At 58.7% G+C, this 25,281-nt stretch carries 26 protein-coding genes; 7 read left to right on the top strand and 19 right to left on the bottom strand.

All coding sequences use genetic code 11. The annotated features are described in order from the left end of the window. Positions 1-53: 53 nt before the first annotated feature. The 3 genes from FHT82_RS09300 to FHT82_RS09290 form a co-directional block, all read right to left on the bottom strand. Entirely contained in the window at positions 54-725 is a 672-nt protein-coding gene (locus tag FHT82_RS09300; RefSeq protein WP_210276696.1) for a helix-turn-helix transcriptional regulator, read from the bottom strand. A 222-nt stretch (positions 726-947) separates the two neighbouring features. Beyond that, entirely contained in the window at positions 948-1,823 is an 876-nt protein-coding gene (locus tag FHT82_RS09295) for a hypothetical protein (RefSeq protein WP_183728814.1), read from the bottom strand. Positions 1,824-1,867: 44 nt separating this feature from the next. Further along, positions 1,868-2,581 (bottom strand): hypothetical protein, encoded by a 714-nt coding sequence (locus FHT82_RS09290; protein WP_183728811.1) that lies wholly within the window; start codon positions 2,579-2,581, stop codon positions 1,868-1,870. 465 nt (positions 2,582-3,046) lie between these two features. On the opposite strand from FHT82_RS09290, the gene FHT82_RS09285 reads away from it, so the two are divergent. Further along, complete coding sequence (locus tag FHT82_RS09285) at positions 3,047-6,448, top strand: AAA domain-containing protein (RefSeq protein ID WP_183728808.1); 3,402 nt, start codon at positions 3,047-3,049, stop codon at positions 6,446-6,448. An 88-nt stretch (positions 6,449-6,536) separates the two neighbouring features. Further along, positions 6,537-7,094, top strand: a complete 558-nt coding sequence (locus tag FHT82_RS09280) for a hypothetical protein (RefSeq protein ID WP_183728805.1) — start codon at positions 6,537-6,539, stop codon at positions 7,092-7,094. 100 nt (positions 7,095-7,194) lie between these two features. Here the strand turns inward: FHT82_RS09280 and FHT82_RS09275 are convergent, their stop codons facing one another. The 3 genes from FHT82_RS09275 to FHT82_RS09265 all read right to left on the bottom strand — a co-directional run bounded on the left by FHT82_RS09275 (position 7,195) and on the right by FHT82_RS09265 (position 9,239). Further along, the gene (locus FHT82_RS09275) at positions 7,195-7,989 is read right to left on the bottom strand and encodes an anti-sigma factor (protein ID WP_183728802.1); all 795 of its coding nucleotides are present in this window, start codon (positions 7,987-7,989) and stop codon (positions 7,195-7,197) included. Continuing rightward, positions 7,986-8,591 (bottom strand): RNA polymerase sigma factor, encoded by a 606-nt coding sequence (locus tag FHT82_RS09270; protein WP_183728799.1) that lies wholly within the window; start codon positions 8,589-8,591, stop codon positions 7,986-7,988. Before FHT82_RS09270 ends, FHT82_RS09275 begins: the two co-directional genes overlap by 4 nt. Positions 8,592-8,702: 111 nt before the next feature. Beyond that, on the bottom strand, positions 8,703-9,239 hold the full coding sequence (locus FHT82_RS09265; RefSeq protein WP_183728796.1) for a tetratricopeptide repeat protein: 537 nt from the start codon (positions 9,237-9,239) through the stop codon (positions 8,703-8,705). A 173-nt stretch (positions 9,240-9,412) separates the two neighbouring features. Between FHT82_RS09265 and FHT82_RS09260 the strand changes: the two genes are divergently transcribed. The 3 genes from FHT82_RS09260 to FHT82_RS09250 all read left to right on the top strand — a co-directional run bounded on the left by FHT82_RS09260 (position 9,413) and on the right by FHT82_RS09250 (position 12,288). Next, complete coding sequence (locus FHT82_RS09260; protein ID WP_183728793.1) at positions 9,413-10,465, top strand: type III polyketide synthase; 1,053 nt, start codon at positions 9,413-9,415, stop codon at positions 10,463-10,465. Further along, on the top strand, positions 10,462-10,965 hold the full coding sequence (locus tag FHT82_RS09255) for an isoprenylcysteine carboxylmethyltransferase family protein (RefSeq protein WP_183728790.1): 504 nt from the start codon (positions 10,462-10,464) through the stop codon (positions 10,963-10,965). Before FHT82_RS09260 ends, FHT82_RS09255 begins: the two co-directional genes overlap by 4 nt. A 75-nt stretch (positions 10,966-11,040) precedes the next feature. Beyond that, positions 11,041-12,288 carry an FAD-binding oxidoreductase gene (locus FHT82_RS09250; protein WP_183728787.1) on the top strand — a complete coding sequence of 416 codons (1,248 nt, stop codon included), beginning with the start codon at positions 11,041-11,043 and terminating at the stop codon, positions 12,286-12,288. Here the strand turns inward: FHT82_RS09250 and FHT82_RS09245 are convergent. The 10 genes from FHT82_RS09245 to FHT82_RS09200 form a co-directional block, all read right to left on the bottom strand. After that, positions 12,278-12,814, bottom strand: coding sequence for a gluconokinase (locus tag FHT82_RS09245; RefSeq protein ID WP_183728785.1), 537 nt, complete (start codon positions 12,812-12,814; stop codon positions 12,278-12,280). The genes FHT82_RS09250 and FHT82_RS09245 overlap by 11 nt on opposite strands. Before the next feature lie 42 nt (positions 12,815-12,856). Continuing rightward, positions 12,857-13,699 carry a dipeptide ABC transporter ATP-binding protein gene (locus FHT82_RS09240; protein ID WP_183728782.1) on the bottom strand — a complete coding sequence of 281 codons (843 nt, stop codon included), beginning with the start codon at positions 13,697-13,699 and terminating at the stop codon, positions 12,857-12,859. After that, positions 13,699-14,550, bottom strand: coding sequence for an ABC transporter ATP-binding protein (locus FHT82_RS09235; RefSeq protein WP_183728779.1), 852 nt, complete (start codon positions 14,548-14,550; stop codon positions 13,699-13,701). The genes FHT82_RS09240 and FHT82_RS09235 overlap by 1 nt, the downstream gene beginning before the upstream one ends. Before the next feature lies 1 nt (position 14,551). Next, positions 14,552-15,442, bottom strand: a complete 891-nt coding sequence (locus FHT82_RS09230; protein WP_183728777.1) for an ABC transporter permease subunit — start codon at positions 15,440-15,442, stop codon at positions 14,552-14,554. Between the two features lie 9 nt (positions 15,443-15,451). Further along, positions 15,452-16,456 carry an ABC transporter permease subunit gene (locus FHT82_RS09225; protein WP_183728774.1) on the bottom strand — a complete coding sequence of 335 codons (1,005 nt, stop codon included), beginning with the start codon at positions 16,454-16,456 and terminating at the stop codon, positions 15,452-15,454. A gap of 86 nt (positions 16,457-16,542) precedes the next feature. Then, positions 16,543-18,138, bottom strand: coding sequence for an ABC transporter substrate-binding protein (locus FHT82_RS09220; RefSeq protein WP_183728771.1), 1,596 nt, complete (start codon positions 18,136-18,138; stop codon positions 16,543-16,545). A gap of 347 nt (positions 18,139-18,485) precedes the next feature. Beyond that, entirely contained in the window at positions 18,486-18,965 is a 480-nt protein-coding gene (gene rirA / locus FHT82_RS09215) for an iron-responsive transcriptional regulator RirA (protein WP_183728768.1), read from the bottom strand. 111 nt (positions 18,966-19,076) lie between these two features. Next, the gene (locus tag FHT82_RS09210) at positions 19,077-20,132 is read right to left on the bottom strand and encodes a M48 family metallopeptidase (protein WP_183728765.1); all 1,056 of its coding nucleotides are present in this window, start codon (positions 20,130-20,132) and stop codon (positions 19,077-19,079) included. After that, a complete protein-coding gene (locus FHT82_RS09205; protein WP_183728762.1) occupies positions 20,122-21,180 on the bottom strand; it encodes a DUF898 family protein in 1,059 nt (352 codons plus the stop codon). The genes FHT82_RS09210 and FHT82_RS09205 overlap by 11 nt, the downstream gene beginning before the upstream one ends. Positions 21,181-21,347: 167 nt before the next feature. After that, complete coding sequence (locus FHT82_RS09200) at positions 21,348-22,844, bottom strand: CoA-acylating methylmalonate-semialdehyde dehydrogenase (protein ID WP_183728759.1); 1,497 nt, start codon at positions 22,842-22,844, stop codon at positions 21,348-21,350. 173 nt (positions 22,845-23,017) lie between these two features. Between FHT82_RS09200 and FHT82_RS09195 the strand changes: the two genes are divergently transcribed. Then, positions 23,018-23,329, top strand: a complete 312-nt coding sequence (locus FHT82_RS09195; protein ID WP_183728756.1) for a putative quinol monooxygenase — start codon at positions 23,018-23,020, stop codon at positions 23,327-23,329. Further along, positions 23,329-24,210 carry a LysR family transcriptional regulator gene (locus FHT82_RS09190; protein ID WP_183729231.1) on the top strand — a complete coding sequence of 294 codons (882 nt, stop codon included), beginning with the start codon at positions 23,329-23,331 and terminating at the stop codon, positions 24,208-24,210. The genes FHT82_RS09195 and FHT82_RS09190 overlap by 1 nt, the downstream gene beginning before the upstream one ends. On the opposite strand, the gene FHT82_RS09185 is transcribed toward FHT82_RS09190, so the two are convergent. From FHT82_RS09185 to FHT82_RS09175, 3 genes are all read right to left on the bottom strand, one after another. Continuing rightward, positions 24,207-24,377 (bottom strand): hypothetical protein, encoded by a 171-nt coding sequence (locus FHT82_RS09185; RefSeq protein ID WP_183728753.1) that lies wholly within the window; start codon positions 24,375-24,377, stop codon positions 24,207-24,209. The two genes, FHT82_RS09190 and FHT82_RS09185, sit on opposite strands and share 4 nt — an antisense overlap. Positions 24,378-24,407: 30 nt before the next feature. Next, the gene (locus tag FHT82_RS09180; protein WP_183728751.1) at positions 24,408-24,845 is read right to left on the bottom strand and encodes a DUF4174 domain-containing protein; all 438 of its coding nucleotides are present in this window, start codon (positions 24,843-24,845) and stop codon (positions 24,408-24,410) included. Between the two features lie 113 nt (positions 24,846-24,958). Beyond that, the gene (locus FHT82_RS09175; protein WP_183728749.1) at positions 24,959-25,198 is read right to left on the bottom strand and encodes a helix-turn-helix transcriptional regulator; all 240 of its coding nucleotides are present in this window, start codon (positions 25,196-25,198) and stop codon (positions 24,959-24,961) included. Between the last annotated feature and the right edge of the window lie 83 nt (positions 25,199-25,281).

The following is a 25,281-nucleotide window of genomic DNA, read 5'->3' as shown; positions in this document are numbered from 1 at the left end:
CATGGACGCACTTCAGGCGCGGGCTGCCGCCAGCAGGAAGACGGTGAAGTAGCCTAGCCGCTCTCCTTCTCCGGGCGGCCAACCTGGGTGGCGACGAGTTTCGCCACCAGATGGACGAGGTTCTTCGCTTCAAATCGGTTCTTCAGCCTATCGATCCGATGCTCGATCGTCCTCGGAGACAGATGCAGGAACTCGGCGATTTCTTTCGTACTCTGCCCCTCAATGAGTAGCTGGATGATATTGTCATCCGTGATGTCGGTCTTCGCCTCCTGCATCGGAGAGACGAAGAAACGCCCTTCAATCAGGCTGATGCACCAGCCAGGCTTTCCATCGCATTTCTGCGGCAGAATAAGGCGCTCGTAGCCGATCCGGACACCGAGGAGTTTCGTCCTCACGAGGTCAATCGCGGGGCGCTTCACCTCCAGAGCCCGCAAATAGGCGGCAATGATCGCATCATCAATGAAGCGTCGATCGAGGTCGCGCAGCGCGGCATCGGGAAATTGCTGCTTCATCCGGTTCAGTAGGCTGCTCTTGAAGCCGAAATCCTTTACCCGACGGAACCGCCAGTCATAAGGATCGTCGGCTACCGTCGTAACGACGGAGAGCGCCATTTTGATGGTCAATCTGTTGATGATCCCGGCATACAGGCTCTCCGGGTTTGTCATCTCATCGGACCGTAGCCACACATCGATGAGGTCTTGGGAAATCGTATTGAATGAACTCATATTCTTCGGCAGGAGCAGGAGAAATTTCTATTTGTTTCAACTGCATATACATCGAGTATTTGTTATCAAATGATTGCCGGAACGCGAACATTGGCCAACCGCCTCGTTTTCATGGAGATGAGTGCCTTGGCGCACGACATCCACGAATGCTAGCTGCTGCGCAGCATCCGAGATTTCCTTTGGAGTTCACGGCTCTGCGGCCTGGAAACCTACTGCTATCCATCATTCACCACGATCAAAAACAAGTTTTGCATTGGGACCCTTGTCGCTGTACCCGACGACATTGCATCCATCACGGACCGGTGCCTTGCCCTGCAATGTCAACTGCAGTGAGCCATTGTCGTATCCGCTGACTAGGTATGGTGCCGGATCGCAGCCCTTCTTGAATGTGTATGCGACGCCAGAAATCCACTCGTTCGGAACACTCCAGCCACGGAAAAGGACTGTTTCGGGCTTGATGGATCCTGCGATCGAAGCCTTGGGTTCCGAGTAGACGATGATGTGCTGCTTCTGATGATGGAACATCAGGGATCCGTTGTGGCCCATGAACTCACCGTAGCGATCCTCGGTTTCGAAGGTCGGCTGAACGGGGGTATCATTGTAAGGCCATCCCACCGGACACAGCTTGAGCCACATAGCTCCGAATTCGCGGCCACGATCTGCATTCGACATTCCGACGCGTTTACCTGTCTCGGTATCTTTCATGCTGATGTAGCCGTAGAAGTCCTTGTTTTCGGTTTCGGGGCCATCAAAACGGTAGTGCTTGTCCTCCGTCCATAGGTCGCCCGTTTCGCAGTCTGCGCGGGCTTCATACACCTTTCCGTCGACTTCTCGCGACGCAGCACATGAGGCATCTCCCGGATGCCAGTTAGCACACCAACTCTGAATGGATTCAGGTGTGATCCTCGCCTTCATCGTCGAGCTTTTGCCGCCGTAGTCCGAGAACTCGTATATTATCGGAGCGACCGCTTTGGAATTCCACGGAAATTCGTCACCGATGGGCGGCGACGGCATTGAGGGAATGGTGGAAGCGAAAAGAACGAGAGAAGATAAAAACGACATAAAACACCCAGCGCAATCAGTTGCTGCATTCAGCACAATGCCTCGCCTTCAGGCTGGCGAAGCGCGTTCCTCTTGGATGGCTACCACGCAGAAAAATCGTCAAAAAACGCCTGGAGCTGCCGATTTGTCCTGGGCCAGACGGCGATGACATAGGGCAGGAGAACCAGATACTGAAACGCGAGGACGAAAAGCCCAGACAGAAGGACGCCGCCGATCAGCGCCAGCAAGACACTACCAGACAGGCCGTAAAGTGAAACCGCCAGCAATGCGAGGACAATCAGAAATGCCTTGTTGTTGAGGAATACCGACGGCTTGAATACGCCAAGGCGAGCACATACATGCTGCAAACCATTGCGGTCCTGTGTGAACGATTGGCCGATATTATGGTTCTGAGCCGCGGCCGTGTATCCGTCTCCGCCTACCCTGTAGAGACTGATGATGCTCATCATATCGTCTTCACCGACGCTGACGGCAAATGGCAGCTTGAAGAGCTTTTCTTTCCCGTCCTCAAATCTTAACCGGACTTCGCTCGTTTCCCATTGTTCGTTTCGAACCGTAGAATATACGTGATTATCACCGTTAGCCATGTAGTTGTTGTGATGAGTTGTATAGATTTGATTGTGCTGCTTTATCCTTGAGCCGACAACTCTTCCGGAGATGCGCTCTGCATCGAGCTCCACGCCGTTGATGAAAACACGCTTGCTCTCCTCGCGAGGAAGGACAACATCATCACGATGGTTGGGCGAATACTGTGGATTCTGAATTTCAGGCAGGAGAACTGCGGAAAGTGACATAGCTACCCTCTATTGTTGACAATTTTAAACGCTAGAAAGCAAAAACTGTTCTGCTAAGGAAACTAAGTCAGCCACAAACGTTAGTTTTTTGAAAAAGGGCGAGGGGGAAAACCCCACATCGGTACGAAATTGCGCCAAAGAGAGGTGTAGCGTTAAAGAACTATGCCGTCATTTCAAACAAAAATAAAAGCTTCTGATTAAAAAGCGGAAGTATCGAGTTCCTGAGCCACGGCCACAAACGCAAGGTGGAAAAAAGAGACGGTCCACGGAAGCGTTCCGGGAGAGGTATGGAATGCGGGCATCGGGGGCAGTCAGTCCCGCGTCTCGCCTGGCGGCGTTTCGCTGACCCTCCTATGGCTGCCACCGGAACCGAGAGACGCCGAAGGCCCCTGATATATGCCGGGTTTCCCGAACAGGTGATCGTTGATAGAACACTCAGCGAATTTATCTGTGCCGAGAGACGCCATGCAGATCCCTACAGGTAACGAACGCGAGCGGCTGCTGGCAATCCTCGACCTCTGGCACAAGATCGAGTTCTTCATCCCGTACGACCTTTCCATGCGGGCGACGGAAGACGAAAACAAGAAGGCTTTTTGGTTGCATGCCGAAACACTTGAGGATGACAGCGACGCCGTGAGGCGTCCGATCGTCCCCGAGCACAAGGAGATCACTGGACTTACCCTTTTCCTCGGCGTTTTCAGCAAATCGGAGATCTCCAAGGTCAGCCGGAATTTCGCCAGCGCCAGCAACGGCATGACGGATTTCGAGGATGCAGAGCGGGGCGATCTGGATGGCGACACCTGCTTTGCAAGCCTGGAACTCGACCCGCAGGGCAATCCGATTTTCACGGCGTTTTCCATCTCGACGCTTCCCTGGGCGCTTGGGCAAGTCCAGAAACGTGGTCTTGCCGCGCTGAGCTCGGAAGCATTTGCCGATGGCAGACAGCGCCTGCAGGAATTGCTGGGAAATTTCCAAGCCCAGCGACGTCTGCACCATCAACCGTCTGAGGATACCGACGACCAGCCGCTCACGCCTACTGAAATTCTCGCCCTTCATGCCTTGCTTTGCGACTGGGCAGGCTTCGCGCCCGATGCAGACAGGCCTGTCGCTCTCGTTGAAATCCGCTATAGGGACAAGCCGTCGAGGCCGACGGCAAAGCTCCTGCCTGCGCCGCTTCAGCATAACGCGGCGGGTGACGACGATGACGAGGAAGATGGTACTCCCGAACAGGAGATCGGGATTCTGAACAGCTTCTTCATCGAGGACATCGAAAGAGCCATGGGCTGCGTTCGCAGTGGCACGATTCCCGAACCGCTGCGGCAATATTTGACGCCACTCGCTTCCGACGCGCGGATCGACCTTTATACGGAGACAGGCCGCCGCGCCCTCATCCGGTCACTGCATCCGCGAAACCTCAATGCCGGACGCTGGTTGGCAGAAGCCCATCATGCCATGAGCCTGATGCAGCAATTCGCGATCAATACCGCCCTGGAAACCCTCTCGGAAACCGGGCTCTTTTCGGTCAACGGTCCACCCGGCACCGGCAAGACGACACTGCTGCGCGATATCTTTGCGGACAATATCGTCCGGCGGGCGCGGGCACTCGCCGCCTTGAGAACGGCGCGGGATGCCTTCGAAGGCTCATCGAGAAAGGTCAATTTCAAGGACGGCAGCACCGCCTGGATATCAAATCTGAACGCCAGCCTCACCGGCTTCGAGATGGTCGTCGCCTCGTCCAACAACGCTGCCGTCGAGAATATCTCGCGCGACCTTCCCAAGCAAAGCTCGATTACGAAAGGCAAATCGTTCGGCTATCCGCAGACCGTTGCCCACAAGATCGCCGCGCAAAAAGACAATGGCGGCTTCACCGCGCTGACGGATGAAAACCGCCCGTGGGGATTGATCGCCTGCGCACTCGGAAAAAGCGGGAACCGGCGGGCGTTCAAGGAGCGCTTCGCCTTCATGCCGGCCAAGGAAGACAAGGTGAAGCCAGACTGGTCCGGTCTCGACAGGCCGCAGACGATCTGGGAGTGGCGGGACGGCTACAGCGGACCAACATTCGCCGAAGCAGGCGAGCGATTTCGCAAGGCCGACGAAGCGGTTCGCTCCATGATCGACGAATACGGGCATTTCGCCGATCTGTACGGCGAAATCGCCTTGACCTCATTCGACGCTTTCTGTGCCCTGGCGCGTGGGGCACTGGAGACAGCGGAGACGGCAGTTGGGTTGGCTCAGGATCGGTATGCTGCGGCCGAGGCCGAGACCCTCGCCGTCCGTAGCGAATTGGACCGGCTCAGGGAAGAGGAGCGGCTTCTCGACCGTTCGACGCCGGTCTGGTGGAAAAGGATGCTGCCGAACAGTGAAAACCAACGGCACAGGGACAATGTGAAATCGAATGCCCGGGAGCAAATCGCCCTCCGCAAGACGCTCGCCAACTGCGAACGAGATCTTGCGGGAAGGCACCGGCTTTCCCTGGAGAAGGCTCTTCGGCACCAGGAGCAGGCCGAACGGGAACTGCATGCGAGACAGGAAACCTGGTCCGAGAAATCCGCAAGGTTCGAAGAGCTGCGGCAGAGACTGGGCGAGCCGGCCTTGCCCACAAACCTTGACGATCTCGAAACCGACCGTTTTCAGATCGAAGGGCTCTGGCACTCCGACAGGCTGGCTGGCCTGCGCTCCGCCTTGCTGGAGACGGCGCTGACGCTGCATGAGGCATGGCTGGCGGAAGTCAGCCGGTCGAGCGGAGGTTTTGGCGGAAACATCGTCGCCATTACGAAGCTGCTCTCCGGAAATGCTCCTGACGACGGGGCGGATATCCCGCCCATATGGCAGAGCCTCTTCATGATCGTTCCCGTCGTTTCGACGACGTTTGCCTCTTTCGCTCGACAGTTCGCAGGGCTCGGACCGGCGTCGATCGGCTGGGTTTTCGTCGATGAGGCCGGTCAGGCCGTGCCGCAGGCAGCCGTCGGCGCCCTGATGCGGGCACGCCGCCTGATGGCGATCGGCGACCCCTTGCAGATCGAGCCGGTCTTTACCCTGCCCGGCGCGCTCATCAAGGCCCTCAGCCGCCTGTCGCCATACACCTCCGCGGAGAGTTATTCGCCCAACCGCGTTTCAGTACAGACGCTCGCCGACGCAGCAAACTGCTATGGAACGGCACTGCCGTCGGAAGATGGCAACGGACTTTGGATCGGCAGTCCGCTGCGCGTGCACCGCCGCTGCATAGACCCGATGTTCTCACTCGCCAACCGGATCGCCTATCGGGATAAGATGGTATTCGGATTGAAGGAACGATGGCCGGCCAACGATGCTCCGCCGTTTTATGGCGACAGCGTCTGGATCGACGTCGGGGGCAAGGTTTCCGGCCGGCAGCGCGTTCCCGAACAGATCGAATTCATCGTCGATGTCCTGGTCGCGACTTACCGCCGGGACGGAGCACTGCCGGACCTTTATGTCATTTCTCCATTCAAGGAGATCAAGAATGCGCTGAAGACGGCGCTGGGAAAGGCAAGATGGATCAATGACACCGGCTCTCCTCGTACATCGCCTTCGCAACTGAAGAAGTGGCTGAAAGACAGGGTCGGGACTGTTCACACCTTTCAGGGCAAGGAAAGAGACACGGTCTTCATGATACTTGGCGCCGACAAGGAGCACGCTGGCGCAGCCGCCTGGGCTTCGTCAAAGCCCAATCTGCTGAACGTAGCTCTAACCCGCGCCCAGCGGCGTTTTCATATCGTTGCGGACCGGAGCTTTTGGGAAGCCATGCCGTATTTCAGGGACGTCGCCGGCGCTCTGCAAACGGTCGATGCCGACGAATTCCTTCATTCCCTGCGATCTTCATCACCGATCCAGAGGGTTGCACGATGAAATGAACATGGCTTTGAACCACCGCGGTAGCAAAACTTCAACCTTCCGCCGCTAGAATCACCCTCACTCCCTGGAGACGATTCGAGCCATGAAGACCTTTTCTGCCCTGTTGCTGACGGCACTCCTTATTCCGGCAATCGCACGCAGCGAGACGGCCCCTGGCGGGACGGAATGGATGGGCGATGCGCGGCAGTGGTCGGTCGGGTTCGTTGGCGAGAAGCCGTCCTATTGCCGGCTGGTCTGGAACGATGAACTCGGCAAGACGGTCGAATTCCGCCAGAGCCTCGACAGCATCATGTGGCTCGTATCGAAGGATGGCTGGGAGATCCCTGAGGGCACCACGACCAAGGTGACGCTTGTGGGCTATTCCGGTACCAAGACCGTACCGGCCGAATTCTTCGACGGCAAGACGCTTCGCATCCTGCCGTCCGCCGAGAAGACGGGGGTGGCGCAGATCAAGAAGATCCTCAAGAATTCCTTTGTCGGCACCCCGGATATGGAACTGGATTTTGCCGGAAACGAAGGGCATTGGGTAGTGCCGCTCTCGCGGCTTCAGCAGATGTATACGACCTATGTCAATTGCCTGAACCGCCTCGTTCCTGCCAATCAGGTCAGCCCGGTTTCCGACAAGACCCAGCCGTTCTAAAGCATGTCGCGCAAAAGTGTGCAGCGGTTTTGCGACAACGACATGCGTAAAAACAAAGACCTAAAGCGCAGCAAGCGGATCTGAAAGATCGCGACGCGCTTTAGACGGAAATCTTGCTCCGCACCGCGTCTGCGATCTCCGTCATGCGGTCGACCGGGGCGTGGCCGATCAGCATGAAGGCGTGGGTGGCGTTCGCCCAGTAGACGACATTCATGCCCTTGCGGCCTTCGATATCGGGGGCCTTGGGACCGCCGTCGGAGGCGACGATGCAGAGCGCCATGGGGCCGGTCTCGGGATCCAGATAGGCGATCTGTGCGAGCGGCTTGCCATCATATTGCAGGATCTGGGCGCGCTTGAAATCGATATCCGGCAGGGCGACCTGCTCTGGCGAGAGTTGCAGGCGGAGGTCGCCATCCAGACTGGCGAGTTGCGCTGCCTGCACATCTCTGGGCGGGACGGGACCGGCGAGCGTCTCCGGTGTATAGAGCGAGATATATTCGGCAACGACGGCGCGCCATTCGCTGTTTTCATCCTTGCCCGAGAAACTTGCACCGACACCGATCATGGCGCGATCGACGGCGATGCCGGCAACGACCGAAGCGGCAAGCGCGCCGAAAAAGCCTCGACGGCTCATGAAGGCAGCCGGTCTTGCAGGCCGAGCAGCGGGAATGGCCGAAACCATGGCTTCGAGCCTTGCCTGCGGAGCGGCATCAAGCAGCGGCGCGAAGGCTTGCTTGTAAGGCAGGCTTGCACGCGCCAGAAATTCCAGCCGTTCGGCGACAGCCTCGTCGGCCTCGACCATAGCCTCGATGCGGGCAGTCTCTTCCGCGCCGAGTTCACCATCGATGAAGGCGGTCAATTCCTCGTCGGAGGGCATAATGTGCTTCGTGCTCATTCAAATCCTCCTGCCGATACGGTTTCGGAGAGCTTCGCGCGGGCGGCTGCCAGCCGGCTCATCACGGTGCCGATCGGAACATCCAGTATGATGGCGACCTCGCGGTAGGAAAGCCCTTCCACATAGGCGAGGAAAACCGCCGATCGCTGCGCTTCCGGCAGCGCATTCACCTGTTTCAAGACCTGGTTCGCCATGACATGCGTTTCGGTGTCGCGGGCGCCATCGAAACTCAGCGTATCCTGGGCATCGACGAAGCCCTGCCCCTGGCGGACGCGGCGGGCGCGGATCTCATTCAGCCAGATCGAATGCAGGATCGAAAACAGCCAGCGGTCGAGCCGCGTGCCTGCGACAAACTGATCGGCCCGTTCCAGCGCGCGAACGCAGGTCGCCTGTACGAGATCGTCGGCCACATCGCGCTGATGCGAAAGAACGAGGCCATAGCGCCACAGACGGGCAAGATGTTCCGTCAGGCCGCTCCTGATATCCGCTTCGCTCGCGATGGCCGCCTCCGCGCGTATTGGCTGTTTCGGAACCGCAGGCCGGGCCGGCGATTCCGTTCTGGCGCGACTATAGGCAGGAAATGTGGTGTGTGCGACCGACATCCGGAAATACCCTTCAATCAACCTTGCCTCTCTCCTGCCTCACGCAGGTGTGCAGCTTTGTTTGACGCAATTCCGGACGCAAAACCGCTGCACACTTTTGCTGGAATTGCTTTAGATCTTCGACGGATCGAGGATGGCGGCGTTGAGGTCCTGATATTCCTCGCAACCGGTGCCGCAGATCGCCTTGATGGTGGTCAGCTGCTCCTTGGCGAGGTCGAGCTCGCCCTTGATGACATAGGCTTCGCCGAGATATTCGCGGACCTTGGCATACTGCGGATCGAGCTTCACCGACTGCAGATAATAGGAGATACCCTCATCCGTGCGGCCGAGCTTGCGGGTGGCGTAACCGCGATAGTTCAGCCATTCGGCATTGTTCTGATCCTTGACGGTGTCGAGCATGGCGAGCGCTTCTTCATAGCGGCCGGCCTTGGCGAGCGAGTAAGCGTAATCGGTACGGTTTTCGTCCGTCACGTTGGCGCTCTGCTGCTTGACGCATTTCTTTGCCTTCTTGTCGTAGATCTCGCCCTTCTTGCAGACCGGCATGGTGCTGCTGTCGTCGCCAATCGCGAAGACGGGGCCGGAGAAGACGGAAGCGGCAATGCAGCTGCCGAGCACGAGGGAAGCGATGCGGACAGTCTTGGTCGTCATGGGATAACTCCTCGGAAAATGACGTTGCGAGGAGTGAACACCGCTGCCACCAGCTTTATTCGGCCGTCTCCAGAATTTTTCCGATCACTGCTTCGTGAAAAGCATCAAGTCGAATAAACTCGCCAGCCTGCGTGTTTTCCGCTTGTTCCGCCGGGAACGACAAGGAGAATATTGTGTTGCAATCTGTCAGACTCTTAAGTCTCGTCACCGCAGTGCCAGACCATATCATCCCCCAGAGCCAGGCTGCCGAGGCCTCGGCCCGTCTGTTTGCCGACCGCTTCAAGGAATTCCGTCACCTCGCGCGCGTCTTCGAGAATGCCGGCATCCAAAAGCGTCATGCCGCCCGCCCCCTCTCCTGGTTCGAAGAGACCCACGGCTGGCAGGACAGGATGGAGGCCTATGAAGAGGTCGCGGGTGCGCTGTTCGTCGCAACGGCAAAGCGCGCGCTTGATCAGGCGGGACTGACCGTCGATCAGGTCGATTGTGTGGTAACGGTCTCCTCCACCGGCATCACTACGCCGAGCCTCGATGCGCGACTTGCCGGCCGGCTCGGGTTTCGCGCGGATATCGAGCGCGTCCCCGTCTTCGGTCTCGGCTGCGCTGCCGGCGTTTCCGGTTTCGGCATCGCCTCGCGGCTGGCGCGCAGCCGCCCGGGTGCCGTAGTGCTCTTCGTCGCGATTGAGCTCTGCACACTCGCCTTCCGTCTGGATGAGTTGACGAAGCCGAACATCATCGCCACGGCGCTTTTCGGCGATGGGGCTGCGGCCTGCGTGCTGCGGTCGGGCGAAGGCGGCGTGGCGGAAGTGGAATCGGCCGGCGATCATCTGTTTCCCGATACGCTCGATATCATGGGCTGGAAGATCGACGACACCGGGCTCGGCATCCTGCTGGCGCAGGGGCTACCGCCTTTTGCAGAAAAGGAACTCGGCCCGGCAATCGATGGCATTCTGGCCCGCAACGGGCTAAAGCGCGGCGATATCGATCGTTTCATCTGTCATCCCGGCGGCACCAAGGTGCTGACTGCAATGGAGAGCACGCTTTCAATGGCGCCCGATACGCTCGACATCGAGCGTTCGGTGCTTGCCGATTACGGCAATATGTCCTCGCCAACAGTGCTTTTCGTTCTGGAGCGGGCCATCCGCGCAGGACTGCCGGACCGCACGGCGATGATCGCCATGGGTCCGGGCTTTACGGCAAGCTGCGTGACATTGCGGAGGGTCGCATGATGTGGCCCTCCATCGCCCTTCTCGCCTTCGTGACCGCCCAGCGGCTCTCCGAACTGGTGATCGCGCGCCGCAACACGATGGCGCTCTTCGCAAGGGGCGCGCGCGAGATCGCGCCCGAGCATTACCCCTACATGGTGGCGCTTCATACGGTCTGGCTCGTCGGGCTATGGATGCTGGCGACGGGACAGCCAGTTCAGCTCTTCTGGTTCGGTCTTTTCATGCTGCTGCAGGTGCTGCGGCTATGGGTGCTGACCACACTTGGGGAGCGCTGGACGACGCGTATCATCATCTTGCCCGGTGCGCCGCTCGTCGAAGGCGGCCCCTACCGCTTCTTCAAACATCCGAACTACATGATCGTGACAGGCGAGATCGCCGCCCTGCCGCTTGCCTTCGGCATGCCGCTTTATGCGCTCGTCTTTTCGCTCCTCAATGCCGCCATCCTGACGATCCGCATCAGGGCCGAAAATGCCGCACTGAAAAGCGCAATGATTTTGAAATGAAATGCGATTTTTCGTTTGCGCCGCAGCATTGAGATGGGCATTTTAGGGCCTAAAACATAGCGGAATGCAGGGAAAATGACGAAGAACGCAATCGTGCTCGGCGCCGGTATCGTCGGGGTTTCGACGGCCATCCATCTTCAACGCCGCGGCCGGCAGGTAACGCTTATCGACCGCAAGGAGCCGGGTAACGAGACCTCTTTCGGCAATGCCGGCCTGATCCAGCGCGAAGGCGTCATGCCCTACGGTTTTCCGCAGCAGCTCGGCCTTTTGCTGCGCTACGCGCTGAACAACCGCATCGATGCGCACTATCACCTGAAAGCACTGCCGAGCCAGCTCGCCTTCCTCGCCCGCTATTGGTGGAACTCCAATCCGAAGCGGCACGAGATGATCACCAAGGCCTATGCGCCGCTGATCGAGAACTCGATCAGCGAGCATAAGGACCTGATCGAGGCCTCACAGGCACAAGCGCTGATCCGCAAGGATGGCTGGATGAAGATCTTCCGCACCGAGGCCAAACGCGACGAGGCCTTTGTGGAGGCGGCCCTTTGGAAGGATCAGTTCGGCGTCGGCTACGAGAGCCTGACCTCATCTGATATCGCTCGCCTGGAACCGAACATCATGGGCGATTTCGTCGGCGGCCTGCGCTGGATCGACCCGTGGTCGGTTCTCGATCCGCATGCGCTGACGCGCGCCTACCGCAGCTATTTCGAAAGCCTCGGCGGCAGGTTCGTGACCGGGGATGCGGCCTCGCTCGGGCAGGCCGGCTCCGGCTGGAAGATCATGACGGCAGAGGGATCGCTGGAGGCCGACGACGCCGTCATGGCGCTCGGTCCCTGGGCGGCGGTCGCGACCCGTCGCCTCGGCTATTCCTTCCCGCTCGGCGTCAAGCGCGGCTACCACATGCATTATGGCGTCAAGGGCGATGCGGTGCTCAACAACTGGACGCTCGATTCCGAGCGCGGCTATTTCCTGGCGCCGATGAACCGGGGGGTGCGCCTGACGACGGGTGCGGAATTCGCAGCGCTGGACGCGCCGAAGACCCCGGTGCAGCTCGACCGGGCCGAAGCCGTGGCGCGCACCATATTTCCGCTGGGAGAGAGGCTCGATCCGGAACCGTGGATGGGCGCCCGCCCCTGCACGCCCGACATGATGCCTGTTATCGGCAAGGCGTCGCGCCACGAGGGCCTGTGGTTTGCCTTCGGCCATGCCCATCACGGGCTGACGCTCGGGCCGGTGACGGGGCGTGTGCTGGCGGAACTGATGACCGGCGAGACGCCGTTCATCAATATCTCGGCCTATTCGCCCAGCCGGTTCAACCCGTAACACCGAGAGCGGCGAGAGCCTTCAGGGCTTTCGCCGCGATCGTCTCGATCGTGTCGTCGATATCGACGGTGACGACACCCTTTTCGCCTGTCGGTACTTCCAGCGTCTGCAACTGGCTCTGAAGCAGCGAGGCCGGCATGAAGTGGCCCTTGCGGTGACCCATGCGGTCCGTCAACAGTTCCTTCGAGCCTTCGAGATAGACGAAATAGAGATTGCCGCCGACCGCCGCGCGCAGCCTTTCGCGATAGATGCGCTTCAGCGCCGAGCAGGAAACGACGATGCCTTCGCCCTTTGCAAGCGAGGTCTCCATCGTCTCGCCGATGCGGTCGAGCCAGGGCATCCGGTCCTCATCGGTGAGCGGAATGCCCTTCGACATTTTCTCGACGTTGGATGCGGGGTGAAGAGCATCACCCTCGACAAACTGAAGGCGCAAGCCCCTGGCTATTTCTTCGCCGATAGAGGATTTACCGGAACCGCTGACGCCCATGACGATGATCGCATGGAGAGTTCCGTTATTCTCTGTCATTGCTCATCTCGCTGATCGTTCCGGCACTGGAAATCTGCGGCCTCAAGAGGCCGCGGACAGGGCAGCATTCTTGCGTGCAAGACGGGCTTTGATCGTATCGACATCCGCACGCGGCGTCGCTGCAAACAAGGTCTTTGTATAGCTGTGCTGGGGATCGTTGAAAACCTGATCCCGCGTGCCGTATTCGACCGCCTCGCCGAAATACATCACCATCACTTCGTCTGCCATATAGCGAACGACCGAAAGGTCGTGGCTGATGAAGACATAGGTGAGGTTCAGTTCGTCCTGCAGGTCCGCGAGCAGGTTCAGCACCTGCGCCTGCACCGACAGATCGAGTGCGGAGACCGGCTCGTCGAGAACCAGAAGCCGGGGCTTCAGCATCAGTGCGCGTGCAATGGCGATACGCTGGCGCTGACCGCCCGAGAACATGTGCGGAAAGCGGTTGAAGTGAACGTCCTGCAGGCCGACCTTCTTCAGCATCGCCATTGCCAAGTCGCGACGCTCGGAAGCGGGCGTATTGGTATTGATGATCAGCGGTTCCATCAGGATGTCGCCGATCTTCTTGCGTGGGTTCAGCGATCCATAGGGATTCTGGAAGACGATCTGGACCTTCCGGCGGATTTCCGGCGTCAAATCGCCCTCGAAGATATCGACCTTCTTGCCGTCGATGAAGAGTTCGCCTGATGTGGCCGGGTCGATCATCGTCACGATACGTGCAAGCGTCGACTTGCCGCAGCCGCTTTCACCGACGATCGCCAGCGTCTTGCCTTGCTCGACGCTGAAGCTCACGCCCTTGACGGCATGCACGGTTCTCGCCTTCTTGAAGAGGCCGCCCGGCAGGTAATAGTCGCGGACGATGTTCTTTCCTTCGAGAACTGGCGTCATCAGGCCGCTCCCTCCACAGTCTTGTTCGGATTGAAAAGTTCGCCGATGGTCGGCAGCCGGTCGCCCGTCGCATTGTCGGGAAGTGCTGCAAGCAGTGCCCGCGTGTAATCGCTCTTCGGCGCTTCGAAGAGGGAGAGCACGTCAGCCTCTTCCATCTTGCGGCCCTTGTATTGAACGATCACCCGGTCGGCGGTTTCGGCGACCACACCCATATTGTGCGTGATCATGATCAGACCCATGCGATGCTCCGTCTGCAGGCGCATCAGGAGATCGAGGATCTGCTTCTGGATGGTCACGTCGAGCGCGGTGGTCGGCTCGTCAGCGATCAGGAGCTTGGGGTTGCAGGCAATGGCGATGGCGATCATGACGCGCTGGCACTGACCGCCCGACATCTGATGCGGGAAATGGCCGAGCCGCTCGGCGGGATCGGGAATACCGACTGCCTGGAAAAGCTCGATTGCCCGCTTGCGCCGCGCCGCCTTGTCAAGACCGAGATGAATGCGCAGCACCTCTTCGATCTGGAAGCCGACGGTGAAGCAGGGATTGAGGCTGGCGATCGGCTCCTGGAAGATCATCGACATATCCTTGCCGATGATCTCGCGCCGCTTGGCTGCGGACATGCCGAGCAGGTTCTGGCCGTCGAAGACCATCCTGTCGGCCGTCACCTTCGCCGTCCAGGGCAGAAGCCCCATAGCGGCCAGCATCGAGACCGACTTGCCCGAACCGGATTCGCCGACGATCGCCAAAACCTCGCCGGCATCGACCTTCAGCGAAACGCCGTCGACGGCGCGGAAAGGTCCGGTCGAGGTCTGAAATTCGACGACGAGATTTTCAATTTCGAGAAGCGCCATCTCAGGACCTCTTCATCTTGGGGTCGAGCGCATCACGCAGGCCGTCGCCCATCAGGTTGATGGCGAGAACGGTGACGAGGATCGCAAGACCCGGAAATGTAACGACCCACCAGGCGCGCGATATGAACTCGCGGGCTTCGGCAAGCATCGTGCCCCATTCAGGTGTGGGCGGCTGTGCGCCCTGGCCGAGGAAGCCGAGGGCGGCTGCATCGAGGATCGCGGCGGAGAAGGCAAGCGTTGCCTGGACAATCAGCGGTCCGAGGCAGTTCGGCAGGATCGTCTTGAACATCAGCCGGAAGGTGCCGGCACCCGCGACGCGGGAGGCCACAACATATTCCTTTTCACGCTCGCTCATGACGGCGGCACGTGTCAGGCGCACGAAATGCGGCTGGTTGACGATCGAGATCGCGATCATGGCATTGAGCAAGCCGGGACCGAGCACCGCAACGAGCACGAGGGCCAGAAGCAGCGACGGGAAAGCCAGGATGATATCCATGAGACGCATGATGACGATATCGACGCGGCCACGGAAATAACCGGCAACGAGGCCGATCAAGACACCCGCAACCACCGACAGCGTGACGACCACGAGACCGATGAACAGCGAGAAGCGTGCACCGAAGATCAGACGCGAGAGAATATCGCGGCCGACGGCATCCGTTCCGAGCGGATAGGAGAGACTGCCGCCATCCATCCAGAAAGGGACGGACAAGAGAAGCTGGCGGTTCTGCTCGGTCGGCGCGTGCGGCGAGACGAGCGGCGCGAAGATTGCCATGAGAAGAATGATAATGAAGACGAAGAGGCCGATGACGGCGCCCTTGTTTCGCGAGAAGTAATACCAGAATTCCGTAAGGGCGGAGGGCTGGTCGGATTTTGCAGTAACCGTGCTCATGGACCGCTCCTAGTGCCTGATACGCGGATTGATGAAGCCGTAAGCCAGGTCGACCATCAGGTTCACCAGCATGATAATGCCGGCAATCAACAGAAGACCGCCCTGGACGACTGCATAGTCGCGCTTGAAGACAGCATCGACCATCCACTTGCCGATGCCCGGCCAGGAGAAGATCGTTTCGGTCAGAATGGCGCCTGCGAGCAGCACGCCGACCTGCAGGCCGATCGTGGTGACGACCGGGATCATGGCGTTTCTGAGCGCATGAACGCCGACGACGCGCAGTGGTGCGAGACCCTTGGAGCGGGCCGTGCGCACATAATCCTCGCCCAGCACTTCGAGCATGGCCGAGCGCGTCTGGCGGGCGATGACGGCAAGCGGAATGGTGGCAAGCACCACGGTCGGCAGGATGAGATAGCTGACGGCCGAGGCGAAGGCGCCCTTCTGGCCGGAGAGCAAACTGTCGATCAGCATGAGGCCGGTGACAGGTTTGAAGAAATACATCAGCGAGATGCGGCCGGAAACGGGCGTCCAGCCAAGATAGCCGGAGAAGAAGATGATGAGCAGCAGGCCCCACCAGAAAATCGGCATCGAATAGCCGATCAGGGCGACGCCCATCACGCTCTGATCGAACCAGGTTCCGCGCTTGACGGCAGCGAAGACGCCGGCCGGCACGCCGAGAAGGATTGCCAAGAGGATGGCGCAGAGCGAAAGCTCAAGCGTTGCCGGGAAAAGCGTGAAGAACTCGCCGAGAACGGGGCGCTTGGTGACGATCGAGGTGCCGAGATCGCCGTGCAGCACTTTGCCGAGATAATCGAAATACTGCACATACATGGGCCGGTCGAAACCGAGATCATGCATGATCTGGGCGTGACGTTCGGGTGCCATCGTTCGTTCGCCCGACAACAGCATGACGGGATCGCCGGGAAGCAGGCGGATGAACGAGAAGGCAATGAGCGAAACGCCTAGGAAGGTCGGTATCAGGACCGCGAGGCGCCCGATGAAAAATCGCAACATAGCAGGTTGTCCAATAGTTTCCGGCGGTCAGGTGGAACCTGACCGCCGGTCAAGCCCGGTTTCAGCCGGGCAGTTTATCATTTTTCTTATTCGGCGATATCAACGCCGTCGAAGCGATGGATGCCGAGCGGGTCCATGTGGAAGCCCGACACCTTCTTGCTGACCGGAACGAAGACCAGCGAGTGGTCGAGCGGAGCCCAGGGAGCTTCCTTCTTGAAGATTTCCTGTGCTTCTTCGTAGAACTTCGTACGGGCAGCGACGTCAGCCGTTTCCTTGGCCTTTGTCATCAGAGCGTCGTAATCCTTGTTGCACCACTGAGCGCGGTTGTTACCGCCGACAGCGTCACAGCCGAGCAGCGTGTCCATGAAGTTGTCCGGGTCGCCGTTGTCGCCCGTCCAGCCGAGGATGACAGCGCCATCGCGCTTCGTATCGGAGGAGAGCTTCAGGTATTCGGCCCATTCATGGGTGACGATCTCGACGTTGACGCCAACCTTGGCAAAGTCTGCCTGGATCAGTTCGGCGGCGCGGCGAGCGTTCAACATGTATGGACGCGAAACCGGCATTGCCCAGACCTTCATCGACAGGTCCTTGACGCCAGCGGCTTCGAGAGCCTTCTTGGCACCTTCCGGATCGTACTTGTCGTCCTGGATCTTGTCATTATAGGACCACATGGTCGGCGGGATCGGGTTCTTCGCAACCTGGGCGGCGCCCTGGAAGACGGCGTCGATGATCGCCTGCTTGTTGATCGCCATGTTCAGTGCGCGGCGGACTTCCGGCTTGTCGAACGGAGCCTGCTGGGTGTTGTAGGCGAGGAAGCCGACGTTCAGGCCAGCCTGTTCCATGACCGTGAGGTTCGGATCCTTCTTGAGGTCGGCAACGTCAGCAGCGTTCGGATACGGGACGAGGTGGCATTCGCCGGCCTTCAGCTTCTGGGCACGGACAGCGGCGTCCGGGGTGATCGCGAAAACGAGATCGTCGATCTTTTCCTTGCCCTTGAAGTAGCTTTCGTTCGCCTTGTAGCGGATGACGGCATCCGTCTGGTAGGCAACGAAAGTGAACGGGCCGGTGCCGAGCGGCTGCTGGTTGAGCTGAGCCATCTTGCCGTCAGCAGCGAGCTTGTCGGCATATTCCTTGGAAACGATGGAGGCGAAGTCCATGGCGAGATCGGCCAGGAACGGCGCTTCCGGATTGTTCAGCGTGAACTTGACGGTCAGATCGTCAACCTTCTCGATCGACTTGATGAGGTCAGGGAAGCCCATGCCGGCAGCATATTCGTAGGAGCCGCCTTCGACATATTTGTTCCACGGATTGTCCGACTTGATCTGGCGCTCGAACGAGAAAACCACGTCGTCGGCGGTGAGATCACGCGAGGGGGTGAAGAAGTCGGTCGTCTGGAACTTCACGCCGGGATGCAGCTTGAAGGTATATTCCTTGCCGTCGGGAGAAACCGTCCAACTGTCAGCGACACCCGGCTCGATCTCCGTCCCGCCGTGCTTGAATTCAACGAGGCGGCTATAGACCGTACGCGAAGACGCGTCGAAGGTCGTGCCTGCCGTGTAGAGGCTCGGATCGAAGCCTTCCGGCGATCCTTCGGCGCAATAGACAAGCGTCTTGGAATACGCGGCGGTAGCCATGACCGAGGCCAGGGCTGTCGCTGCGAGCAGGACAGAGAACTTTTTCATGATGTCGTTTCCCAGGTTTGTTCTTTTTTGATCTTTAGAGATCGGGCGCTCATTACCCCGATCGCCGGGCCGATGGAACGATATTTATTTGCTGAAAGCAACGGGATCCGCAGAAAATTTTTCCAGAAAAGCAATTTTAGAAATTTTCGGTCAAAAATAGGCCAAAATTTGCAAGATTGAGGCAGATTTAATCCGATTCTCGTCGCTTTTGGTATAATTTCGCGTCGTGAAACGACCTTGAAAACGGTTTCAAGGCACCTGATATATCAACAGTCCGTGAGCACCAATGAAAAACCACGGCCATCGAAAATGACCGTGGTCTATGAGGGTATCAGAGCATTCCGATATCAGGCGGCCGGCGCCGGAACAGCGGGCTTACGATGATCGTGGTCGCCGGTGAGGCCGAGCAGGAAATTGATCTGCGGCCGCGCCTTGACGAGGTCGTCGATCGAATATTCGGTCAGCACATCGAAAAAAGCATTCAGCGCCTTGCGCAGTGCCGAGTTCAGGCCGCAGCTGTCAACCAGCGGGCACTCGATCGCGCCGTCTTCAAAACATTCCGCCATGGCGAAGCTGTCTTCGGTAACCCTCACCACGTCGAAGAGGCTGATATCGGTCGCCGGCTTGCCAAGGCGCACACCGCCATTGCGGCCGCGCACGGTTTCGACAAGGCCCGCCTTGTTGAGCGGCTGCAAAATTTTGAAAAGGAAGAGCTCGGAAACTCCGTATGCCCTGGCAATTTCCGGAATCCGGCTCAAATGTCCTTCATTGGCTGCACAATACATCAACATGCGAACCGCATAGTTGGTCTGCTTCGTCAACCGCATGCCAATCTCCTGAATCGTCTTTACAAAGTGTATATAGTGGCTTTCGCAGTTTTGAACAATTCCAAAATATGAAATTCACATTCAGCTTAACTGAGGCCGATTGCCGCTGGCTTATCGGCCTTCAAGGCTCTTCGCGTAATCAAGGATCGCCTGCCGGCGCTCGGGCGTTCCCGGATGCGTCGACAACATGTTGGTGCCGGAGTGATCTCCGAGCTTGTCCGCGAGCTTTTCAAAAAAACGCGCGATCGCCAGAGGATCCATCCCGCTTGCCCGCATCAGTTCAACCGAGCGCTGGTCGGCCTGGCTTTCGGCGCTGCGGGAATAGGAGAGCGCCAGCAGACCGCCGCCCTGGGTCATGATATCTTCGACACCGGAACCGACATCGCCGGCGATCAACATCACGAGGGCAGCCATGCCGGCTGCGCGATAAAGCTGACGAAGGCTGTGCTTGTGTTCGACATGGCCGATCTCATGAGCAAGAACGCCGGAGATCATCTCATCATCGCCATCGGCGAGTTCGATCAGCTGATCGGTAATGACGATATTGCCATCGGGAAGGGCAAAAGCGTTCGGACCGATCGCACCGCCATCGCGGAAATTCAGCATATAGCCCGCGGCACCCTCCTTCGTTGCGCTGGCAATGCGCGAGAAGCGTTCCTTAATTTCCGTTTGGCGCTCCGGCGGCACCTCGCTTTTCGACAAGACGGTCGTATCGAGCGTGTTGAGGGTACCCGACGACATCATCTGCGGCACGACAGGCGGGGTCACCAGAACGGCAATCTCGACTAGGAGCGGAAGAGCAAAGCGATAGATGCCGACGGCAAGAAGGACGACAATTGCGGCAAACACGAAGATGCGCGGATGGAATTCTTCAAGCCTGTGAATCCAGCCGGCATGCCGACGCCCGGTCTTTTGCACAAATGCATCGATGGCCGCATTGTCGGTCGTTTCAAAGAGCGAGCCGTCTGCGAAATTGATCCGGCGTGGAATATCGCCGACCCTTGCGCTGATCGACAGGCTGGCAAGCGCGCTGCTGGAAAGCGTGTTTCCATCGATCGAAACAGCGGAGATACTATCGGGATGCGAGACGAGGGTCGCGATGACGCGACCGCTCGACCCCGGCGGATACCAATCGCCGCTGGCGATGGTTTGGCCGTCAGAAGCCAAAGTCGAAACCTTCCATGCTCATATATTCCGAGCCGATCGCGCCGCCGCTCTGCTGGACTGCGGTGACGACATCACCGATATCGCCATCGACGGCAATTGCCGTGTGCTCCACGACATAACGCGTCAAACGCACCGCTGCCCATGGGCGCATCAAGCCAAAGGTGCAGATCGTTACCACCAGATTCGACAATGTAATCCAGGCGTAACGGCCGCGTGACAGATCGCTCCTCAAGCGGTGCCGGCCGTCGATCATCATGGACGACCAGACGATATTATGGACTGCCGCGCGGTAGACGATACCTGCCAGCGCATAGACAATCAGGACGCCGAAGGTAACGAAATAAATCGAGCCGATCAACATCATCCCGACCAGATTAGCACCGGCCTGGGCAGCGACGGCTGCAGCAATCAGTCCTCCCAAGATTACGAGGCCGATGATCGTGATAATCGCCGGGATCATGAGCGCGAAGTAGAGCGATCCAATACGGGGATCGACAAAGAATTTGCGATCGCCATAACGGAGATTGTTGAACACGTAACGGTTCAGCCACCGGCTGGCGAAGGGTGCCAGCAGGCCGAGCGAAATAGCTGCCAGAAAACCGCCGACCATGACAGCGACGAAGGCACCGCCAACCGTGCCGACAAAATCAAATCGGACGTTGCGATAGCTCGTCACCCGCGCATTGAAGCGGATACCGCGCATCACCAGCCACGGCATCGCTATCAGCGCGACGATCAACGTGACAAATCCGAAGAGAGGATGAAGGCTCGCCAGAATATTGAGAACGATAATAACGCCAAAGACGATCAGCCGACCGATGAAGATCTGCTTGCCGGTGGCGTGATATTCGAAGCTGCTGCCAAGCAGGACGGTGTTTCCATAGAAATACCGGTTGCGGCGAACCTTCGCCCAGGCCGAATAGATGCCGAGCGTAACGACCGTCAAAAGGATGTTGACGATCCAGATGCCGAAATATTCCGATGCACGGCCGTTAAATTTTGCGCGCTCAAATGAATTGACGGCAGGCTTCGCCGTTCCAAAGTCCATGATATTTCCCCAAACCCGGCATTCGCAAGTGCGCCACGGAATCAACCGCGGCACACCTTGCATGTGAACATGGTTTGAGAAGCAAAAATAGGCGGAATTAACAACCAGCAATCGAACAAAAAGAGGGCCTCCCGGCCCTCTAATTGCAAATTCATGTGGCTTTCGGATCACTTCATCGTCGGCATGACGAATTCGGCATCGCCCTTGATGCCCGAGGGCCAGCGCGCGGTAATAGTCTTTGTCCGGGTCCAGAACTTGATCGAATCCGTACCATGCTGGTTGAGATCGCCGAAGCTAGAGGCCTTCCAGCCGCCAAAGGAATGGTAGGCAAGCGGTACCGGGATCGGAACGTTGATGCCGATCATGCCGATATTGATGCGGGAGGCGAAGTCGCGGGCAGCGTCGCCGTCACGGGTGTAGATCGCAACGCCATTGCCGTATTCGTGCTTCATCGGCAGGGAAAGCGCTTCCTCATAATTATGGGCGCGGACGACGGACAGAACCGGTCCGAAGATTTCCGTCTTGTAGATCTCCATCTCGGGCGTGACGTTGTCGAACAGGCAGCCCCCGACGAAATAGCCGTCCTCATAACCCTGCAGCTTGAAATCGCGGCCGTCGACGACGAGCTTGGCGCCTTCTTCGATACCCTTGTTGATCAGGCCCTGAATGCGGTTATAGGCGTCCTTGGTGACAACCGGACCCATATCTGCCTTGTCGTCCGTATAAGGACCGATGCGCAGGGATTCGATCTTCGGCACCAGCTTCTCGACGAGGCGGTTAGCGGTTTCCTCGCCGACCGGTACGGCAACCGAGACGGCCATGCAACGCTCGCCGGCCGAACCGTAGCCGGCACCCATCAGGGCGTTGACGGCCTGATCCATATCGGCGTCGGGCATGATGATCATGTGGTTCTTGGCGCCGCCGAAGCACTGGGCGCGCTTGCCGTTCATCGCAGCCGTTCCATAGACGTAGCGGGCAATCGGCGTGGAGCCGACGAAGGAGACGGCGCCGATGTCTGGATCGGTGAGGATCGCGTCGACTGCGGTCTTGTCGCCGTTGACGACATTCAGGATGCCTGCCGGCAGGCCAGCTTCGATCATCAGTTCAGCAAGGCGGATCGGCAGGGACGGGTCGCGCTCGGAGGGCTTCAGGATGAAAGCGTTGCCGCAGGCGATTGCAGGGGCAAACATCCACATGGGGATCATGCCCGGAAAGTTGAAGGGCGTGATGCCGGCGCCGATACCGACGGGCTGGCGCAGCGAATACATGTCGATCGCCGGGCCGGCGCCTTCGGTGAATTCACCCTTGGCAAGATGCGGGATGCCGCAGACGAATTCGCAGACTTCGAGGCCGCGGATGACATCGCCCTTGGAATCCTCAACCGTCTTGCCATGCTCGCTGGAGAGCAGCGTTGCAAGCTCATCCATGTGCTGGTTCAGGAGATCGACGAACTTGAAGAAGACGCGGGCGCGGCGCTGCGGGTTGGTGGCCGCCCACTTCGGCTGCGCAGCCTTGGCGTTTTCGACAGCGGCGCGCAGTTCCTCGACGCTTGCCAGCGCGACCTTTGCCTGTACTTCGCCGGTTGCGGGGTTGAAGACGTCGCTGCTGCGGCCGCTGGTGCCGGCGACCTTCTTGCCGCCGATGAAATGACCAATCTCACGCATGAGTGTTCCTCCTGATCTCTTTTGGATGGCACAACAATCGCACTTCAATTTACACAAATCAATGCGCTGGAATAAGCAACCGTTGTGCGTATATTATAGTTCTTTCGCTTTGGCGTGCGCTACTGCATCAAAACTGGAGCCGCACGCGGACAAGTCAAAGGGAGGTCGAACCGATGAGCGGGAAACCTGTCGTCAGGATGGCGGAACTGGAGATCGATCCGGGCACGATCGAAACTTATCGCGCGCTGCTGACCGAGGAAATCGAAGCATCCATCGCGCTGGAAGACGGTGTGCTTTCGCTGAATGCCGTTTCCATCAGAGATCATCCGAACAAGATCCGCATCCTCGAAGTCTATGCCAACAGGGAAGCATATGAAGCTCATCTGCAGACGCCGCATTTCCTTAAATACAAAATCGAGACGGCCGGAATGGTGAGAGCGCTGACCCTCATCGACGTCGATCCGATTGCGATGCGTTCAAAGTGATGAACTGGGATGACGTTCGCATTTTCCTAGCCGTCGCCCGCACCGGGCAGATCCTCGCTGCGTCGAAGAGGCTGGGGCTCAATCACGCCACGCTCTCGCGCCGGCTGACGTCACTGGAAGAGGCGCTGAAAACGCGGCTTTTCATCCGCCGGACGAATGGCTGCGAACTGACCGCCGAAGGCGCAGTCTTTCTTGCGTCGGCAGAACGGATGGAAACGGAAATGCTCGCCGCGCAGGCCAATCTCGGCCACACGGATACGGCCATTGCCGGAACGGTGCGCGTCGGCGCACCCGATGGGTTCGGAGTCTCCTTTCTTGCGCCGCGCATGGGCCGGCTGATCGAGCGCCATCCGGAATTGAAGATCCAGCTCGTGCCGGTACCGCGCTCCTTCTCGCTGTCTCAGCGTGAGGCAGATATCGCCATCACGCTGGAACGGCCGGAACAGGGACGGCTCGTCTCGTCCAAGCTGACCGATTATACGCTCGGCCTCTACGCATCGGGGGATTATCTGGCGCAGCGTGGAAAGCCCGAGGATATCGATGCCTTGAAGGCCCATCCGCGCATCGGCTATGTCGAAGACCTGATCTTCACTGCTTCCCTGAATTTCTCTGGCGAGGTGATGCGCAGCTGGGATGCGGGGTTCGAGATCTCGACTGCGATCGGCCAGACCGAGGCCGTGCGCTCCGGCGCCGGCATCGGTATCCTGCACGACTATATCGCCCGGCAATACCAGGAACTGGTGCGCATCCTGCCGCAGGTATCCATCCGGCGCGCCTACTGGACGACCTATCACGAAAGCGCGCGCGATCTGGTGCGCGTGCGCAGCGTCATCGACTTCCTTCGGGAACTCGTCGATGAGGAAAGGCAGATCTTCCTCTAAAAATGGTTTTCCAGATGCCTTGCCGGTTCCTCGTTCTCATCAGGATTGGGAAGCGGCGTTTCATCCGGCAGGCGATCAGGTTCCGGCTCCTTGATCGGCGGTTCCGGCTTCCAGCCCGGCGTAGGCATCGGCGGCTGGTCGGGGATAGGTTCGTTCGGGACGGACATGGCCGGCTCCTTTACGATTGCAATATTGAATTACTGGTCTTGTCTGACGGCTTCGGCAGCGCGCACCGGCATGCTGTCGATGATGGCGAAAAGTTCGCCTGCGCTGATTGGCTCGCTGACCTTCAGCTTCACGGTGCCATCCTTGCCAAGCAGGAAGGCTGCAAATTCGCCTGTGTCCGGCGCGTCCAGCTCCTGTCGGAGCGCCTCGCCGTTCAGCCCATCGCCGCTTCCGAAGAGCGGCTTTATGCTCGATCCGGCAAGCCTGAGAATAACCATATCCCGTTCCTCAAGAGCGACGCGATCGGCAAGCAGCTGGTTTTCCTGACGGGCGGCGCGGGAATTGTCCCGATCGGCAATCACAATGAAGACGCGGTTCTTCCATTGGAACCGTTCGAGACTTGCGACAGCCGCATAGGCGGCATTCGTCTCATCGATCTTGGTTGCGCCGTAAAGAAGGGTCTTGGACATACACATACTCCCGTCGACCGTTGAACGGCGCGGGAGGCGCAAGAGTTCCAACCATGTCCCGTAAAAAGGGGACGACGGCCGATCAGAAAATGCCGATCGGCCCTGTCGCCTCGTCAGATATGCAGAAAGGCGGAAATCGGAACCTGCAGGGCTGCAGCAATACGCCTCAGCTTTGCCGGATCGGCACTTTCGCCATTTTCGATTTCGAGGATTTCGCCATTGGCCAGACCGCAGGTCACTGCGAGATCTTCAATGCTGTAGCCAACCGCACTGCGCGCGCCCTTAACCGCAGCTGCCACGTCGATCGGGGAAACAGCGGTCGATTCCTCTATGTTCTGAACAGAAATGGACATCAAATTCTCCTTAATGCCTCGGTGGATTGTCCCTACCCCCAGGCGGCAGGCCGCCAGCATTTCGCAATGCAACGAAAACATTG

The sequence above is a fragment of the Rhizobium sp. BK275 genome, from assembly GCF_014193555.1.
GTDB lineage: Bacteria > Pseudomonadota > Alphaproteobacteria > Rhizobiales > Rhizobiaceae > Rhizobium.
This window is presented reverse-complemented; position numbering and strand designations above follow the sequence as displayed.

Excerpts from the sequence above, each read along its gene's own strand:
- FHT82_RS09300 (WP_210276696.1), bottom strand. The coding sequence starts at position 725 with ATGAGTTCATTCAATACGATTTCCCAAGACCTCATCGATGTGTGGCTA.
- FHT82_RS09290 (WP_183728811.1), bottom strand. The coding sequence starts at position 2,581 with ATGTCACTTTCCGCAGTTCTCCTGCCTGAAATTCAGAATCCACAGTAT.
- FHT82_RS09285 (WP_183728808.1), top strand. The coding sequence starts at position 3,047 with ATGCAGATCCCTACAGGTAACGAACGCGAGCGGCTGCTGGCAATCCTC.
- FHT82_RS09280 (WP_183728805.1), top strand. The coding sequence starts at position 6,537 with ATGAAGACCTTTTCTGCCCTGTTGCTGACGGCACTCCTTATTCCGGCA.
- FHT82_RS09275 (WP_183728802.1), bottom strand. The coding sequence starts at position 7,989 with ATGAGCACGAAGCACATTATGCCCTCCGACGAGGAATTGACCGCCTTC.
- FHT82_RS09270 (WP_183728799.1), bottom strand. The coding sequence starts at position 8,591 with ATGTCGGTCGCACACACCACATTTCCTGCCTATAGTCGCGCCAGAACG.
- FHT82_RS09265 (WP_183728796.1), bottom strand. The coding sequence starts at position 9,239 with ATGACGACCAAGACTGTCCGCATCGCTTCCCTCGTGCTCGGCAGCTGC.
- FHT82_RS09255 (WP_183728790.1), top strand. The coding sequence starts at position 10,462 with ATGATGTGGCCCTCCATCGCCCTTCTCGCCTTCGTGACCGCCCAGCGG.
- FHT82_RS09250 (WP_183728787.1), top strand. The coding sequence starts at position 11,041 with ATGACGAAGAACGCAATCGTGCTCGGCGCCGGTATCGTCGGGGTTTCG.
- FHT82_RS09245 (WP_183728785.1), bottom strand. The coding sequence starts at position 12,814 with ATGACAGAGAATAACGGAACTCTCCATGCGATCATCGTCATGGGCGTC.
- FHT82_RS09240 (WP_183728782.1), bottom strand. The coding sequence starts at position 13,699 with ATGACGCCAGTTCTCGAAGGAAAGAACATCGTCCGCGACTATTACCTG.
- FHT82_RS09235 (WP_183728779.1), bottom strand. The coding sequence starts at position 14,550 with ATGGCGCTTCTCGAAATTGAAAATCTCGTCGTCGAATTTCAGACCTCG.
- FHT82_RS09230 (WP_183728777.1), bottom strand. The coding sequence starts at position 15,442 with ATGAGCACGGTTACTGCAAAATCCGACCAGCCCTCCGCCCTTACGGAA.
- FHT82_RS09225 (WP_183728774.1), bottom strand. The coding sequence starts at position 16,456 with ATGTTGCGATTTTTCATCGGGCGCCTCGCGGTCCTGATACCGACCTTC.
- FHT82_RS09220 (WP_183728771.1), bottom strand. The coding sequence starts at position 18,138 with ATGAAAAAGTTCTCTGTCCTGCTCGCAGCGACAGCCCTGGCCTCGGTC.
- rirA (WP_183728768.1), bottom strand. The coding sequence starts at position 18,965 with ATGCGGTTGACGAAGCAGACCAACTATGCGGTTCGCATGTTGATGTAT.
- FHT82_RS09205 (WP_183728762.1), bottom strand. The coding sequence starts at position 21,180 with ATGGACTTTGGAACGGCGAAGCCTGCCGTCAATTCATTTGAGCGCGCA.
- FHT82_RS09200 (WP_183728759.1), bottom strand. The coding sequence starts at position 22,844 with ATGCGTGAGATTGGTCATTTCATCGGCGGCAAGAAGGTCGCCGGCACC.
- FHT82_RS09195 (WP_183728756.1), top strand. The coding sequence starts at position 23,018 with ATGAGCGGGAAACCTGTCGTCAGGATGGCGGAACTGGAGATCGATCCG.
- FHT82_RS09190 (WP_183729231.1), top strand. The coding sequence starts at position 23,329 with ATGAACTGGGATGACGTTCGCATTTTCCTAGCCGTCGCCCGCACCGGG.
- FHT82_RS09185 (WP_183728753.1), bottom strand. The coding sequence starts at position 24,377 with ATGTCCGTCCCGAACGAACCTATCCCCGACCAGCCGCCGATGCCTACG.
- FHT82_RS09180 (WP_183728751.1), bottom strand. The coding sequence starts at position 24,845 with ATGTCCAAGACCCTTCTTTACGGCGCAACCAAGATCGATGAGACGAAT.
- FHT82_RS09175 (WP_183728749.1), bottom strand. The coding sequence starts at position 25,198 with ATGTCCATTTCTGTTCAGAACATAGAGGAATCGACCGCTGTTTCCCCG.